This is a genomic window from Actinoplanes aureus (genome assembly GCF_015704865.1).
Taxonomy (GTDB): domain Bacteria; phylum Actinomycetota; class Actinomycetes; order Mycobacteriales; family Micromonosporaceae; genus Actinoplanes; species Actinoplanes aureus.
The window spans coordinates 325,721-341,059 of record NZ_JADQTO010000009.1 but is presented as its reverse complement, the minus strand read 5'-3'; the positions used below and the strand labels follow the sequence as shown (position 1 = coordinate 341,059).

The following is a 15,339-nucleotide window of genomic DNA, read 5'->3' as shown; positions in this document are numbered from 1 at the left end:
GGCTGATCACCGTCGATCAGACCGTGATCCGTACGGCCGGCACGCTCGGCATGCTCACCTTGCCGCTGGCCGTCGACGCCGCCCCGGCCACCGCGTTCGCCGGCGCCGGGGTGCTGCTGATCGCCGCCGCCGGGGTCGCGGCGCTCGCTGGCCGTCGGGTCACTGCCGCTGCGGTGGCGCTGCCCGCGGGGGAGCCGGTGGCCAGTCGCGCCTCCTGAACGGGTGCCCGTCCCGCGCGCTGCCCGTGGCGCGGGACGGGCGGGATTCATCGGGCTAGGCCGTCGCTGCGGCGGTCAACGCGGCGGGCGACTCGGGCGCCGTCTCGGTGGCCGTGAACTGGGCGACGTCGGCGGCGAGGAAGTGCTGGATGCTGATCGCCTCCGGCGCGATGCCGATGAGCTCGTAGATTTTCTTGTGCATGCGGCTGAACCCGGCCTGGTACGGACCGCCCTCGACATGAGCCTGTGGCGCCGCGACCGGCACGGCACCCCGGTCACCGCCGGGCTGGTGCACCACTGCGACGCCGGCTCGCAGTACACCTCGTTCACGTTCACCGCCCACCTCATCGAAGCCGGCATCGACGCCTCGATCGGCACCGTGGGCGACGCCCTGGACAACGCGCTGATGGAATCGACGATCGGCCTCTACAAGACCGAGATCATCAAGCGGGACGGGCCGTGGCGCAGCCTCGCCCAGGTCGAACTGGCTACCGAGGAATGGGTCGACTGGTACAACACCAGCCGGCTGCACTCCGCGATCGGCTACGTCCCGCCGGACGAGTACGAAGCAACGTTCTACGCTCAACACCAGCCCCGCGAGGCGGTTGGAGTCAACAACTGAAGTCTCCACAGAACCCGGGGCGGTTCAATCCGTACCGTCCCGGCGACGATGTAGCCGACTTCCTCACCCTCGTGGGCCGGAGCGCTCGTGTACATCGCTCGCACGGCAGGGTGGATTGATCCCGGCACCACCGGACGTTGCGCGGCCTACCGGGTGCTCGGGGGCGTCATCGCCGCGGTCCGCGGCGATGCCCCCGGGAAGCCCGCAGTGTTGGCTGATGCGGTCACCGCGAGCGGTAGCGGCCTCGACCCGCACATCAGCCCCGCCTACGCCAAGTTGCAGGTTCCGGTAATCGCCCGGGAGCGTGGTCTCAGCCGGCGCGGGTGCGAGTCTTGATCGCGGAGTACACCACAGGTCGGTCGCTCGGGTTAGTCGGTGAAACCGGCGTCAACCTCTGAAACACAACCTTGCCCTCGACTACAAATAGCCCGACAGCCACATAGCCCGAAGGAAGGCGGCGCCGGACATGGCCCGCGGAGAACTGCGGATCTACCTCGGCGCCGCCCCCGGCGTCGGTAAAACTTACGCCATGCTCGAGGAGGCCGGTCGTCGCGCTGAGCGCGGCACCGACGTCGTCGTCGCCGTCGTTGAGACGCACGGCCGTAAAGACACCTCGGCCATGCTCGGCGACCTCGAGGTCGTGCCGCGAGCTGCCATCGAATACCGGGGCACTGAACTTACTGAGATGGACCTCGACTCCGTGCTGGCCCGCCGGCCGCAGGTCGCCGTCGTCGACGAACTCGCGCACACCAACGCCCCCGGCAGCCGCAACACCAAACGCTGGCAGGACGTGGCCGAGCTGCTCGACGCCGGTATCAGTGTGCTGACCACCGTCAACATTCAGCACCTGGAATCACTCAACGACGTCGTCGCCCAGATCACCGGCGTCGAGCAACGCGAAACCGTTCCCGATGCGGTGGTCCGCGCCGCCGGACAGGTCGAGTTGGTCGACATGACCCCGGAGACGCTGCGCCGCCGGATGGCGCACGGCAACATCTACGCCGCGGAGAAGATCGACGCCGCCCTGGGCAACTACTTCCGCGCCGGCAACCTCACCGCCTTGCGCGAACTCGCCCTGCTCTGGCTCGCCGACAAGGTCGACGAGCAGCTCGACCAGTACCGCACCGACCATCACATCAACGCCACCTGGGAGACCCGGGAACGCATCGTGGTCGCGCTGACCGGCGGCCCGGAAGGCGACACCTTGATCCGGCGGGCCGCCCGCATCGCCGCCCGTACCAGGGGCGCCGACCTGCTCGCCGTCCACGTCAGCCGCAACGACGGCCTCGCCGGTGCCGACCCTGCCGCGCTAGCCCATCAGCAAGTGCTGGTGGAGAGCCTCGGCGGCAGCTACCACCAGGTGATCGGCTCCGACATCCCGCGCGCCTTGCTGGACTTCGCCCGCGCGGTCAACGCCACCCAGATCGTGCTCGGCGTCTCCAGTCGCGGCAAACTCGCCCAACTGTTCTCCGCCGGCGTCGGCGTCACCACCACCGCCCTGTCCGGCTCCATCGACGTACACCTGGTCACCCACGAACGCGCCGCGCAAGGACGCCGCGGCCGCCGCGAGCCCACAGCGTTGTCCCGCCGCCGCCGGATCGCCGGCTTCGCCGCAGTGGCCGCCGGCCTGCCGGCGTTGACCGCTGTGCTGAAATCCATCCCGGCGTTGTCGCTCACCAACGACATCCTGCTGTTTCTCGCCGCCGTCATCGGGGTCTCGCTGATTGGCGGACTGTGGCCGGCGCTACTCGCCGCCATTACCGGCTCACTCCTGCTGAACTGGTTCTTCACCCCGCCGTTCGGCCGCTTCACCATTGCCGAAGGCGGCCACCTGCTCGCCCTGGCCATCTTCGTCGTCATCGCCATCGCGGTGAGCTGGGTCGTCGACACCGCCGCACGCACCACCCGCCAGGCCGCCCAAGCCAGCGCCGACGCCCAAACCCTGGCCACTGTCGCCGGCAGCGTGCTACGCGGTCAACGCCCCCTGACAGCCCTGCTGGAACGACTGCGGGAGACCTTCACCCTCGCCTCGGTCACCCTGCTCGACCAGGGTGTCGCCGTCGCCCACGTGGGCCAGGCGCAGCCCGCCGCCCGGGACGCCGACGTCGAGGTCAAGGTGGACGACACGGTGACCATGTTGCTGCACGGCCACCGACTTGAAGCCTCCGATCGGCGCATCGTCGAGGCCTTTGCGGCACAGGCCACTCTCGCGCTTCGCCAGGAACGGCTCGCCGCCGAAGCCGCCGCCGCCAAACCCTTAGCCGAAGCCGACCGGATGCGCACCGCGCTGCTGGCCGCGGTCAGCCACGACCTGCGCACCCCACTGGCCTCGGCCAAAGCCGCCGTGGCAGGGCTGCGCAGCGAAGAAGTCGTCTTCGACGACGACGACCGGGCCGAGCTGCTCGCCACCGCCGATGAGTCCCTGGATCGGCTCACCGCTCTGGTCACCAACCTGCTCGACATGAGCCGGCTGCAGGCCGGCGCGCTCGGTGTCAACGCCGTCGACGTCGGCGCCGAGGACGTCGTACCGCGCGCACTCGACGACATCGGGCCACAAGCTCGCAGCGTCGCCGTGCACATCCCCGACGACCTGCCCCTGGTACACGCCGACCCCGGCCTGCTGGAACGGATCCTGGTCAACCTGATCACCAACGCGCTGCGCTACAGCCCCGCCGGCAAGGCACCCGTCGTCACCGCCAGCGTCCTCGGCGCCAGCATCGAACTGCGCATCATCGACCATGGACCCGGCATCGCCGAGGACCGCTGGAACGACGTGTTCCTGCCGTTCCAGCGCCTCGGTGATCGCGACAACCACACCGGCGTCGGCCTCGGCCTCGCGCTGGCCCGGGGTCTGACCGAGGCCATGGGCGGCACACTCGTCCCCGACCACACACCCGGAGGAGGCCTGACTATGATCCTCACCCTGCCCACCGGGAGCAGTACGTGACCCGCATCCTGATCGTCGACGACGACCCCCAGCTGGTCCGGGCGCTGCGTATCAACTTGCGGGCCCGCGGCTATGACGTCGGCACCACACCCGACGGCGCCTCCGCGTTGCATCTGGCTGCGCGCGAGCACCCTGACCTGGTCGTGCTGGATCTGGGCCTGCCCGACATGGACGGCGGCGACGTCATTCGCGGGCTGCGCGGCTGGACCAATGTCCCGATCGTCGTGCTGTCCGGCCGCGCCGGCAGTAAGGACAAGGTCGACGCCCTGGACGCCGGCGCCGATGACTACGTCACCAAGCCGTTCGGCGTCGACGAGCTACTCGCTCGTATCCGCGCGATCACCCGCCGCGGCCAGCAGGCGGCCGACAACGGTTCCGCCGTCACGATCGGCCGGTACGCCATCGACCTCGCCACCCGCACCATCACCGGCGGCGACACCGAGATCCGGCTAAGTCCCACCGAGTGGCGGCTGCTGGAGTACCTGCTGCGCCACCCCGGCAAGCTGATCGGCCACCGGGCGCTGCTGCACGACGTCTGGGGACCGCAATACCTCACCGAGGCCCACTACCTGCGCCAGTACATGGCAAGACTGCGCCGCAAACTCGAGATCGATCCCGCTCATCCCCAACACCTGCTCACCGAGCCCGGCATGGGTTACCGATTCAAACCCTGATCGTGTGCCGTCTCCGCCTCGCTGCCCGCGTTAATAAAGTGTGAAAGAACGCCTCGGCTTGGTGCCCCGGGGTCCGTGGCCGCCCTAACGTCGGCGGTTGCCGGTGGGCTCATATGAGGCTCCGCCGGCGATGTCATCGCGCGGGTGGCATCGGCGGACTTTGCTTTGACGGTAGCTGCGAGGGGTCTACGTGCTGCATGTGCGAGTGATCGCGCCGAAGCAGACCACCGAGCAGGTGCAGAGCTCACTGGCGGCCGACGAAGCGGTCACCCATCTCGTCGTGCTGCCTGGCGCCGCCCGCTCCCCCGAGGGTGATGTGGTGGAGTTCGACGTCGTCCGCGAAGGCGCCAGCACGATCCTGGACCGCCTGCGCGACTTCGGGCTGGAACACGACGGCGCGATCGTCGTCGAGCGCGTCGACGCGGCGTTGTCCGCGTCGGCCCAGCGTGCCGCCCGACGCACTCCCGGGCTGGGCGTGGACGCGGTGGTGTGGCACGAGATCGAACAACAGACCGGCGAGGAAACCGAGCTGTCGGCCTCGCTTCTCGCGTTCATGACCATCGCGATGATCATCGCGGCCGTGGGAGTGTTGCTGGACCAGCCGATCCTCATCGTCGGCTCCATGGTCGTCGGCCCCGAGTTCGGGCCGCTCGCCGCTCTCTGTGTCGGCCTGGTCCAGCGCCGGTCGGCGCTGGTGCGCCGCTCGCTGCTCGCGCTGGGCGCCGGCTTCACGGTGGCCATGCTCATCACCGTTGCGGCGGTGTGGCTGCTCACCGCCGCCGGCCTGGTCGACAAGTCGATGCTGCTGGCCCAGCGGCCGCTGACGGACTTCATCTGGCGCCCCGACGCCCTGTCCTGGGTGATCGGATTCCTCGGCGGCGTCGCCGGCATGCTGTCGCTGACCTCGGCGAAGGCCGGGACACTGGTCGGTGTCCTGATCTCGGTGACCACCATCCCGGCAGCGGCCAACGCCGCCGTCGCGCTCGCCTATGGCGTTCGCGACGAGGCGTACGGTTCGGCCCTGCAGTTGATCATCAACGTGGCGGCGATCGTGACCGCCGGGGTTCTCACCTTGCTGGTGCAACAGGTGGCTGGCAAGCGCTCGCGTCGAGGCCCCTGAACGTGCTACCCCGACGTCTTCTTTCCCGGCCGTTTCGTGCTGTTGCCGCAGCGGCCCGCAGCTGAGGACATCCAAGGCCCGGGCGTCATCGCCGCGGCGGCCACCGTATTTCACGCCCTGGTGGGCTTGGCGAGAAGGAAGCGATGGAGATCGACGAGTTCGCGGTACCGGCAGTGGTGGACACCCCAGCACGCCGACAACCGGCCACCGGCGGACTGTCCCGCTGGTTGCTGCGCCACCAGGTCCAGCCCAGCGGGCCGGCGGCCGGCGAAAGTCACGCCAAGCCGCACGCCTGGTGGAAGGTCATGTGCCTGACCGGCGTCGACTACTTCTCCAGCCTGGCCTACGTACCGGCGATCGCCGCCCTGGCCGCCGGTGCCGTGTCACCGCTCGCCACCCTGCTGATCGTCGCCCTGACGCTGCTCGGCATGCTGCCGATGTACCGGCGGGTGGCCAAGGAAAGTCCGCACGGCGCCGGCTCGGTCGCCATGCTCGAGAAACTTCTGCCGTTCTGGCGCGGCAAACTGTTCGTCCTGGTGCTGCTCGGCTTCGTCGCCACCTCCTGGATCATCACCATCACCCTGTCCGCGGCCGACGCCAGCGTGCACATCGTCGAGAACCCGTTCTTCCCCAGCGTGCTGCACGGCCACGAAGTCGCGATCACCGTGACCCTACTGCTGCTGCTCGGTGGCGTCTTTCTGCTCGGCTTCAGCGAAGCCGTGACGGTGGCGATTCCGCTGGTCGCAGCATTCCTCGCCCTCAACACGGTGATCATTGTTGTCGGGCTAGTCGAGGTGTTCACCACCGGCGGTGCGTTCTCCGCCTGGACCACTGCGCTCACCGAGGGCGGCGGGATCACCGGCTTGGCAGGCCCTGCTCTGCTGGCGTTCCCGTTGTTGGTGCTGGGGCTGTCCGGCTTCGAGACCGGCGTCAGCATGATGCCGTTGGTCGCCGTCGACGGCGGCGACGAGCCGCAACGGCTGAACTCGCGAATCCACAACACCCGCAAACTGCTCACCGCCGCGGCCGTGATCATGAGCGTCTATCTACTGTCGGCGAGCTTCGTCACTACCGTGCTGATCCCGGCCGGCGAGTTCCAGCCCGGCGGGCAGGCCAACGGCCGCGCCCTCGCCTGGCTCGCTCACGAGCACATGGGCGACACCTTCGGCACCGCCTACGACATCAGCACCATCCTCATCCTGTGGTTCGCCGGTGCCTCCGCGATGGCCGGGCTGGTCAATATCGTGCCTCGCTACCTGCCCGGCTACGGCATGGCGCCTGAATGGGGCCGCGCGGTGCGCCCGGTCGTGCTCGTCTACACCGCCCTCTGCGTGGTCATCACCATCGCCTTCGACGCCGACGTCAACGCTCAGGCCGGGGCCTACGCCACCGGCATCCTGGCCATGATGGTCTCCGGTGCCTTCGCCGTCACCGTCACCGTCATACGTCGCAAGCAGTACCTGGCCTCGGCCGGTTTCGCCGCGCTCACCGCCGTCCTGCTGTACGCGCTGGCCAAGAACGTGATCGACAAACCGGACGGCATCGCCATCTCCGGCATGTTCATCGCCGGCATCATCACCGTGTCACTGATCTCCCGCGTATCGCGCACCACCGAACTACGCGCCGACCGTATCGAGTTCGACCCGGCCGCCCGCCGGTTGATCACAAATTCTCTGGCCTTCGACGGTGCGCTGAACATCATCGCCAACCGCCGACAGGCCGGCGACGCCGCCGAGTACGCCGACAAGGAACGCGAACAACGCGGCCACAACCCCGTTCCCGGCACCGCCGACGTGCTGTTTCTGGAGATCGACGTCATCGATCCGTCGGAGTTCAGCGAAACCCTGCACGTGCGCGGCGTCGAAGTCGACGGCCACCGCATCCTGCGGGCCAACGCCCCAGCCGGGCCCAACGCCATCGCCGCGGTCCTGCTCGCGCTGAACGAGACCACCGAGGTACGCCCGCACTGCTACTTCGCCTGGGCCGAAGGCAGCCCCCTGGTCCACATGTTCCGGTACTTCCTGCTCGGCCGCGGCGATACCGCACCCGTCGTCCGCGAAATCATCCGCAAACACGAACCAGATCCCGACCACCGCCCCGGCATCCACGTCGGCTGACCTTTCCTAGACCTGCCGCAGCCCTGATCGACATCGCAGAACGACAGCCAAGGGAGGACCTCGGGACGTGGATTCGATCGCGGTTCAACTACTACTGGGATTGCTGTCGGTGGCGGCCGTCTTCCTCGCGACGGTTGCCGGGGTGGCACTCCTCGTCTGGTGGCCGCTGACCGCGCCCAAGTCGCTCCACCGAGGGCGGGAGGGTCCGGATTCGTGAGGCTAAGCCTGCGACAGTCGCTGTGACAATCAGCCGCCGCTGACCGAGTACCCAGCTGGTTAGAGGCATAGGCCGCCTCATTCGCCTGCCCGGTCCGTACGCAGCTCCAGCCGCTGGGCCACGGCGCCCCTGTTCATCCGTGCACTGAACGACGCACCGACGTGGATTTGTCGGAGCACCGGTTCGGGGAGCGGGGCCAGTGGCCGGGCGTTGGCGATGCCCTGGTGCGGTCGGTGGGTGTTGTAGAAGAGCTCGTACTCGCGCAGCGCATGCAGCAGGTATCGCTGGTTGAAGATTAAAGTTCGGTCGAGCAGTTCGCGTCGGCAGGTCCGCACCCAGCGTTCCATCACGGCGCTCATCCGGGGCATCTGTACCCCGCTGAGCACAACGTGGATGCCGGCGTCCGCGAGAACCGCGTCGAACAAGGCCGGGTATTTGCCGTCCCGGTCGCGGATCAGGTACTTCACCCGGCATCCCGCGTCCTCCATGTCCATCACCAGGTTGCGGGCGGTCTGGGTGACCCACGCGGTGCTCGGATGCGCGGTTGCGCCGAGGACCCCGGACGCGGCGGCTGCCGTGTTCGATGACCGCCAGGACGTAAAGCCTCGTGCCGGTCAGCGTGACCGTCTCGATGAAGTCTGCGGCCAGCAGTGCCTCGGCCTGCGAGCGCAGGAACTGCGCCCAGGTGGTGGCGGCCCGGTCTGGGGCCGGATCGATCCCCGCCTCGCGCAGGATCTCCCAGACCGTGGACGCGGCGACCTTGACCCCGAGGGTGAGCAGTTCCCCGTGTATCCGCCGGTAGCCCCAGGACGGGTTCTCCCGGACCAAGCGCAGCACCAAGGCACGGACCGAACGGATGGTACGTGGCCGGCCTCGTCGTCGGGGACGCGACGCTGCTGCGTGGCGGCGCGCGAGCAGGTCGCGGTGCCACCGAAGGATCGTGTCGGGCCGCACCAGCAGCCGTAGACGGTGCAGGGTGGGTCGGGGGAGTTGGTGCAGCAGCGCGGCCAGCCATGCCCGATCGGCTGAGTTGAACCGGATCCGCTGTCCGCCGAGTTGACGGTGCAGTACCGCGAGTTGGTGGCGCAACGCGAGGATCTCCGCGTCCTTGTCCCGGTCGGCGCCTGGTAGTAGCCGCAGCAGCGCGAACGCGTTGGTGATGCCCAGGTAGGCCAGTCGCAGCAACATGACACGGCATCATCGCGCAATCACCAACGACGATGGACAAAGAGGACGCGGGCCGAAGGGCCAACGTCGGATCGGTGACCGAAGTGGTAACTGACCAGCGCAGACGTATATTTCGGCAGGTACACCGTCACCAGCAGAGCCGCGACCGCACGACGAAGGCGCCCGCACTCCGCGGCCCAGGGGATGAAAGCCTTGGTGGCGATGACGCCATAATGTGATCGCCCGTCAGCCCGTCAGCCCGTCAGTGCGGTTGCACCGGCCGGCCGCACGAAGATCACCAGCGAGCGTGCTCGGGTGATCGCGACCCGCAGAACCCGACGAGCGGCTTGTATGCGGCTCGGTTCCCAGGAGGCGTCGAGCAAAGGGGCGTTGTGGCGGCCCTCGGCGATGATGACGGCGTCGAACTCCTTGCCCTTGGACTTGTGCATGTTCATCAGGCTGACCGGCACGGGCTCGGCCTGGGCAGCCTCCCGCGTCTCGTTGGCGAGGACCCGTCGCACCACGAGCGCGGCGCCCGGGTAGGCGTCGTGGCCATTCCAGACGTCGACCAGTGCCCAGGCGAGTAGGTTTGTTGCCTTGAATAGCCGCAGTAGTCGCGCCTTGTTGAAAATTTCCTCAAGCTCGTTGGCGCCGTGGAGCCGCTTGCGGGCGGTCTGCCAGTCGGTGACGGGATCGCCGGAGAGCTCCAGGGGCGAGTCGAATCCGGTGAGGAGCACCTTCGCGGCCTTGGCGCGGACGAGTTTACCGTCGCGGATCGCGGTGATTGCGTTCTCGATGGTGGTGATGGTGTTGCGTGCCCCTTTGGTGCCGCCGGCCAGCTTTATTCGATAGAAGTCGGCCATGGCGGTCAGCGTGCTTGCCAGGGCTTCAGCTTTGGTCAAGCCGGGCCATTCCATGATCGTCGCAACGACGTAGCCGGCGGCCGCTGATAAGGCGGGATCCCAGTTCAACTCGTGGTCGATCGCCGGCAGCACGACGTTCGCCGTGGTCGGATGGGGCTGATCGGTCGAGATCTTCTCCGATATTCGGCCGACGAGGGCGCTGGAGAAGGCGAGCACCGCGATCGTCGGCGTACGACCGAGCTGCTGCTCCAGGAACTCCCGGACCGCGACGACGGCCGTGTGCGCGGTTTGTCCGCAGGTGATCGGATATTGGTAGTACCAGGTCTTTACGCTCGGGGGGGCTCGGCTGGCTGGGGTCGTTGCGCAGGACGGCGTTCGCGTAGTCGAGGAGTCCACCGCCGGGGCTGCGGTGGTTGTCTCCGGAGAGGTCGAACGGCTTGGGCGCCAGTTGCTCGATAGCCTGATCGATACGTTTCTCGTCAACGCCGGGCACGAAGCCTTCGTAGATTCGCTGGTCAGGGTCGGCCAGGCAGATGATCGTCGAGGCGTTGCTTAGGGCACGCACGGCGTGCCACTGATCTTTGTTGGTGTCTTGGAACTCATCGACTATGACCAGCGGGTATGTGTCGCTGTAGAGCATGCGCACGGCGGCGATCGCGATCAGCAGGTTGGCGGCGGTCGCGGCGAGCCGGTCGAAGACGTAGCGGCCTTCGTCGTGGGCGAGGCGTTCTGTTTCGACCGCCCAGTCACCGGCGAAGTCTGCCTTGAGTTGCCGCTCCCGATCCGGAGCGATGAAAGACGAGGGCCGGCCGTTCAGCAGCGGTCCGTGGGCTCGGACGAGTTCTAGGAAGAACGAGTGGAAAGTACGGACTTCGAGCCGGTCGCGGACGGTCCGTGTGAGGGTGCCGCGCATGCGGTCTGAGATTTGGCGTACCGCGGCCCGGGAGAAGCTGAGAAACAGGACCCGCTGTTCGGGCTCCAGCGTGGCAAGGACCTCACTGGCCTTGATCAGTGCGATGGTGGTTTTGCCGCAGCCGGGTCCGCCCTGGATCAGCAGGTGGCCGGAGGCGGCGAGGATTGCCTTGCGGGTCTCGTCGAGCTCCACCAGCGTCTCAGCTCTCTGGGTCTGCTGTGGGCTCCGCCTCAGATGTCGAGGCCGCTAGTAGGTGGGCGTCGATAGTCTGGAGGAAGACGGATACCGACGAGGGCAGCTCGGCGGCGTTGCGGCACTCGTTGATCAGCAGCACGGCGTACCCGTCATACGAGCCTTTCTTGGCTTGCAGGAGGTGCCGAACGTGCGCGCGGACCTCGTCCTCGGTCGCCTCCGGCAGTAATGGCGCGCCACCGGGATAGTCGGACCGGGTGACGACGGCTGCGGCGAAGCGCCGCTGGACAACGATCGGTGTCTCCGCGACTAGCAGTGTCTCGATTCCCCTGTATGGGATTTCCTTGTAGTCAGTGAACTGGTCGCTCTTGGGTTTGAGGGCCGGGTCGAGGGGCTTGGTGGGTTGATCGTGGATGCCGAACACCGGCTTGCCCATCGCGGCGAACACTGGGGCGAAGAGCGGTACGGCATGATCACCGCCGGCATTGAACAGGGAAACGCCGGCGAGGTCAGGGTGCAGGTAATCGACTGCGGGATCGGCGTCGAGGACGTCCGCGGCGGCCTGGAAGAGAGCGACCTCGGTGGCGCCCTCCACTACCAGCACAGCGCGGGCCAGAACAGCCTCTGCGAATTGGCGGTGGTGTTCGCGATACTTCTTTCTACCCGGCCGCGCAGCTCGGTGCGGACCTTGAAGAAGCCCGTTTCTTCGCCGGCGATTACCACATCGGCAAGATCTCGCAGGGCTGTCTCCCACAGCTGGCCGGCTGATTCCGACTCCAGCCGGACGATCGTGTCCAGCAGCGACCCTCGCTGGAAACTTAACGCGCGGTTACCCGTGCGGTTCGGCCGCAGGTAGAGAAAGCGGCATAGCCGCTTGTCCTCGCGGGTGAACGGTTTTAGGCCACCGCCCAGATCAGCGGACTCCTCGGTCAGGTCGTCGGTAACCAGTTCGGGGTGGGCGAAGAAGGTCGCACCCTCGAAATCGTCCTCCGGCGGATTGAACCGTCCCAGGATCACGACCGGCAGGCACCACTCAGTTTGGTCTCCGTCCTCTTGGGGTGTCGGAGCGTCCGGCTCGGCGAAGTCGCCCTGCGCCGCTGACCAGCGGCGCAGGTGGCTGCGAAATCGCCTTTCCGCCTCGGCCGTGAGATCGGTGAGTACCACGTCGATGCGCACCTCGGGCGAGCTGCCGTCCTGCGGCTGGTACTGCGCGCCGTAGAAGTCGTACTCATCGATTACGGGACGGCGGAACATGCGCTCTGGGCCGAGAACCAGATCCAACGCCTCGCAGACCGTGGACTTGCCGACGCTGTTCGTACCGACGAGCAGCGCGTTCCCGTCCAGCCGCACCGTACCCGCTGCCACACCGCGGAAGTGGCTCAGCGTTATCCGGCGGACCAGCATCCACCCTCCAAGATCAGGTCTTCACACCAGCACTCAGTATGCGCCGCCCATCTGTCGAGTTCGGTCGCGTCCCCGAGTGCAGGCAGCCTAACGCTGCGCGTCGCCAGCACCATGAGTTCGAAGGTTGGCGGATCGGCGACGTTTGGTGTTGTTCGAGTTCCAGCACCGCCATCTGCTCAGCTCCCATCCGGGTCGCATGGGGCAGAATCACCGTATGGACCTCGTGCTCGTTGAACTCGGCCGTCCAGCGGGCGCTCACCTCTGGGCCCCGTTCCCGCATGACGAAGCAGGCGCCGGATTCAATCAGGAGTGGTGGTACGGCCGTCCCGTCCCTCCCCATTCCAGGAGCATCTTCGTGCGAGCCCTGGAAGGCATGCAAGAGGTAGCACGGCTGAGGCTAGGCGACGACTTCAAAGCTGTCGACTATGCCGGTGTTCCATTCCTCGGGGCCATCGCTCTCGAAATCCAGTACATCGAAGGGCACGGCGCCCATCGCGGCCGCGGGGTCGGCACCGCGGTCATAGAACTCCTCCGTGGGCGCTATCCGGATCGACGGCTTGTTGCCTTCTCCGCGGAGGCGGAACACTTTTGGTCATCTCTCGGTTGGCGCCGCCACCTTCACGTCGATCCCGACTTGGCGTGGCACCAGGCACCGCTTTTCATCGAGCCGCAGCCGTAGGGCGCTCGACGCTCCAGGATGTTCGCCGCGTCCTGCGTCTCGAGGCGAACGCCGTCGTTATCCGAGCTCGGTCACGACAGCAACGGGCCCGGATGCGGGCCCGTTGGTCCGGATCCGTCACGGAGAACGCTGCGAGGAAGGGTGTAAGACCGGTTGTGCCGGCAGCGCGATGCCCCGGCAGGCCGACCGAGGCAGAGCGACACCACGCAGGTGGTCTGTGAGGGGTGGCCGCTGTCGCGGGAGCTGGAGCCGAACACCAGCTACAACTACCGGTGGTTGCTGGGTTTGGTCTACCCGTATGTCAGCAAGGTGCGGGCGACCTAATCGCCGAACTGGTCATGTCCGCGCCGTCGCGGCCGGTCATCGACACATGAACGTGAAACGGAATGGCGAGCTATTCTGGGACCAGGCGCCCGCGATGAGGAAGAGCCGGGCTTAATGCTGGTGGGGGACAGACGGTCTTCTCATGAGCTGTCAAGTGGTCACCGAGTCTGACGCCTCGATGCCGTTCCGTATTCCCGATTCCGGGCAGAATCCGAATACTCCCACGTCCGCGGTAAGGTGCCGTCGTTTTCGCGGGAATTGACAATTGTTCCGGATCGGCTGGCAGGTGCCGCACTTGATTGGGCGTGGTCACATCCCTGGTCACAGCCTTGATCAACTTCTCCGGGATTGGTTGAAATCGGACGTCACAGCGGTGTCGTTCTGTCCGGATCTGCATATGAAATGGCACAAGTTGATGTTACTTAACCCAATCGTTATGGGACTGGGGGTCAAGGGGTCGCGCGTCCCTGCCCGGGTAGCAGTGTGGCGCCTGTCGACCTATTCCACCTGGCCGCCGCGCACCGCGTCCCCCGCGCTGGGAGGCCGCTCTTACAGTCGGGGTCATACCTGACGATGCCGTCTCGGACGTTTCTGGGTACGGGTCCGGAGGCGGCATCGTAACGCGAACGATTGCGACCTTAGCGGCTGTTGTAGGCCGCCAGGACCTTAGCCGGGATGCGGCCGCGTTCCGACAGCTCGTGGCCGTTGTTGCGTGCCCACTCGCGGATCGCCTGGTTCTCTCCGCGAGTCGATGTGCCGGCGCCGGTACCCCGGCCCGGGCTTCGACGGGTCAGCGGGTTGCTGCGTCCTTGGCGGGTGCCCGCTGAAATGAACGGGTCGAGCGCCTTCCGCAGCTTCCCTGCATTCGTCTCGGACAGGTCGATCGTGTAGTTGACCCCGTCCAGGCCGAACTCGACCGTTCGGTCTGCCTTCTTGCCGTCGAGGTCATCCGTAAGAATGGTGACTATCTGCTTCGCCATGAGGGTGATACTCCGTTTTCGCCGAAATGTTGTACGGTTGAGGGCGGCCAACGCCCGACTATAACCTTTCTCGCCGCTCACCGGTGAATCGCTGCGTGTCCCGTCCGCTGGTGGTGGATCGCACCTTTTGCGATCCGTAGCGGCGACGTAGCAGCACTGGCTTCGGAACGCCGATACCTGTCTTCGTATCGGATCTGTTCGAACATGCCCGTCAGAGGTATGGCCACGGCCTTCACCTAATGGGGCAACCGTACAGCCCGCAGGCTCGGCACATCTAGAGCTGGGGTCCTCGGGGCCTCGATCACCGTGACGCAGAGGAGGTGGACTGCCACTGGAGCCGGTTTGCTAAGTCAACCAAGGAGGTCGCCAATCCGCCTGCAGGGATGGTTCGAGAAATTGCCGGGGTCAGCAGCGACACGTGCCCGCATCGCTGGCAGTACCAGCACCTATTCCATAGCCATCGGGCTCGACGAATGGTCTGGCCTGTGATGCCGGCGTTGCGGCGCCGCGACCAGACGAGCGCACCGCAGATCCCGGCCATGCCCATGAGAGTGACCGCCGCGGGCCATACCGCTGAGCCTGTTTCGGTGGTCAACGCCACTTGGACGACAACCATGGAGAACAGTGGCCGTCGATCCGGGGGATTCGGCAATGCCTGCGTTTGAACCCACTCTTGACGGCGGTGAGCAGGGCGGTGCCCGGGTCGGGCGAGAAGGTTGACCACGCTGCGTTTCAGCGGCGACCACACTCCGGTCGCGCTCAGCTCGAACGCCCGGTCCCGATCAGACGGGCAGCCTGCTCCGCCTCCCGCGCGCCATAGAGCCGGCCCCGTGAGCGGCATATCTGCGTCTTTATCCGACCCGCCCGGGACGTGCCGCTCGAATCCTCGTCACCGAGGCGGG

Annotated in this window: 13 protein-coding genes and 3 pseudogenes; 7 read left to right on the top strand and 9 right to left on the bottom strand. The window is 66.9% G+C overall.

Annotation, left to right across the window (positions count from 1 at the left end):
* Positions 1–218: hypothetical protein (locus I4J89_RS21485; protein WP_373688148.1), on the top strand; the 218-nt coding region annotated here is incomplete at its 5' end.
* A 55-nt stretch (positions 219–273) separates the two neighbouring features.
* On the opposite strand, the gene I4J89_RS21480 is transcribed toward I4J89_RS21485, so the two are convergent.
* A complete protein-coding gene (locus tag I4J89_RS21480) occupies positions 274–420 on the bottom strand; it encodes a hypothetical protein (RefSeq protein WP_196415782.1) in 147 nt (48 codons plus the stop codon).
* 15 nt (positions 421–435) lie between these two features.
* On the opposite strand from I4J89_RS21480, the pseudogene I4J89_RS21475 reads away from it, so the two are divergent.
* From I4J89_RS21475 to I4J89_RS21450, 6 genes and pseudogenes are all read left to right on the top strand, one after another.
* Positions 436–840: pseudogene (locus tag I4J89_RS21475) on the top strand (transposase); the annotation flags it as partial.
* Between the two features lie 147 nt (positions 841–987).
* Positions 988–1,267: pseudogene (locus I4J89_RS21470) on the top strand (potassium-transporting ATPase subunit C); the annotation flags it as partial.
* 39 nt (positions 1,268–1,306) lie between these two features.
* Positions 1,307–3,787 (top strand): DUF4118 domain-containing protein, encoded by a 2,481-nt coding sequence (locus tag I4J89_RS21465; RefSeq protein WP_196415780.1) that lies wholly within the window; start codon positions 1,307–1,309, stop codon positions 3,785–3,787.
* Positions 3,784–4,461 carry a response regulator gene (locus I4J89_RS21460; protein WP_196415779.1) on the top strand — a complete coding sequence of 226 codons (678 nt, stop codon included), beginning with the start codon at positions 3,784–3,786 and terminating at the stop codon, positions 4,459–4,461. The genes I4J89_RS21465 and I4J89_RS21460 overlap by 4 nt, the downstream gene beginning before the upstream one ends.
* A gap of 190 nt (positions 4,462–4,651) precedes the next feature.
* A complete protein-coding gene (locus I4J89_RS21455) occupies positions 4,652–5,581 on the top strand; it encodes a DUF389 domain-containing protein (RefSeq protein ID WP_196415778.1) in 930 nt (309 codons plus the stop codon).
* 143 nt (positions 5,582–5,724) lie between these two features.
* Positions 5,725–7,698 (top strand): APC family permease, encoded by a 1,974-nt coding sequence (locus I4J89_RS21450; RefSeq protein WP_196415777.1) that lies wholly within the window; start codon positions 5,725–5,727, stop codon positions 7,696–7,698.
* 294 nt (positions 7,699–7,992) lie between these two features.
* On the opposite strand, the gene I4J89_RS49635 is transcribed toward I4J89_RS21450, so the two are convergent.
* The 8 genes and pseudogenes from I4J89_RS49635 to I4J89_RS21425 form a co-directional block, all read right to left on the bottom strand.
* Positions 7,993–8,403, bottom strand: a complete 411-nt coding sequence (locus I4J89_RS49635; protein WP_230859315.1) for an integrase core domain-containing protein — start codon at positions 8,401–8,403, stop codon at positions 7,993–7,995.
* Positions 8,404–8,704: 301 nt separating this feature from the next.
* Positions 8,705–9,103, bottom strand: a pseudogene (locus I4J89_RS51975) (integrase); the annotation flags it as partial.
* A gap of 233 nt (positions 9,104–9,336) precedes the next feature.
* Positions 9,337–9,984, bottom strand: coding sequence for a 3'-5' exonuclease (locus I4J89_RS49630; RefSeq protein WP_230859314.1), 648 nt, complete (start codon positions 9,982–9,984; stop codon positions 9,337–9,339).
* Positions 9,971–11,050, bottom strand: coding sequence for a UvrD-helicase domain-containing protein (locus tag I4J89_RS49625; RefSeq protein WP_309238405.1), 1,080 nt, complete (start codon positions 11,048–11,050; stop codon positions 9,971–9,973). The genes I4J89_RS49630 and I4J89_RS49625 overlap by 14 nt, the downstream gene beginning before the upstream one ends.
* 7 nt (positions 11,051–11,057) lie before the next feature.
* Complete coding sequence (locus I4J89_RS49620) at positions 11,058–11,654, bottom strand: ATP-dependent endonuclease (RefSeq protein WP_230859313.1); 597 nt, start codon at positions 11,652–11,654, stop codon at positions 11,058–11,060.
* Positions 11,645–12,454: a DUF2813 domain-containing protein gene (locus tag I4J89_RS49615; protein WP_230859312.1), complete on the bottom strand. Its 810-nt coding sequence runs from the start codon at positions 12,452–12,454 to the stop codon at positions 11,645–11,647. The genes I4J89_RS49620 and I4J89_RS49615 overlap by 10 nt, the downstream gene beginning before the upstream one ends.
* A 397-nt stretch (positions 12,455–12,851) precedes the next feature.
* Positions 12,852–13,040 carry a hypothetical protein gene (locus tag I4J89_RS21430; protein WP_196415776.1) on the bottom strand — a complete coding sequence of 63 codons (189 nt, stop codon included), beginning with the start codon at positions 13,038–13,040 and terminating at the stop codon, positions 12,852–12,854.
* Between the two features lie 1,055 nt (positions 13,041–14,095).
* Positions 14,096–14,437 (bottom strand): histone-like nucleoid-structuring protein Lsr2, encoded by a 342-nt coding sequence (locus I4J89_RS21425; protein ID WP_196415812.1) that lies wholly within the window; start codon positions 14,435–14,437, stop codon positions 14,096–14,098.
* Positions 14,438–15,339: the final 902 nt, after the last annotated feature.

Bases quoted from the DNA above. Each gene is read 5' to 3' on its own strand.
- I4J89_RS21480 (WP_196415782.1), bottom strand. From the start codon at position 420: ATGCACAAGAAAATCTACGAGCTCATCGGCATCGCGCCGGAGGCGATC.
- I4J89_RS21465 (WP_196415780.1), top strand. From the start codon at position 1,307: ATGGCCCGCGGAGAACTGCGGATCTACCTCGGCGCCGCCCCCGGCGTC.
- I4J89_RS21450 (WP_196415777.1), top strand. From the start codon at position 5,725: ATGGAGATCGACGAGTTCGCGGTACCGGCAGTGGTGGACACCCCAGCA.
- I4J89_RS49635 (WP_230859315.1), bottom strand. From the start codon at position 8,403: ATGGAGGACGCGGGATGCCGGGTGAAGTACCTGATCCGCGACCGGGAC.
- I4J89_RS49615 (WP_230859312.1), bottom strand. From the start codon at position 12,454: ATGCTGGTCCGCCGGATAACGCTGAGCCACTTCCGCGGTGTGGCAGCG.
- I4J89_RS21425 (WP_196415812.1), bottom strand. From the start codon at position 14,437: ATGGCGAAGCAGATAGTCACCATTCTTACGGATGACCTCGACGGCAAG.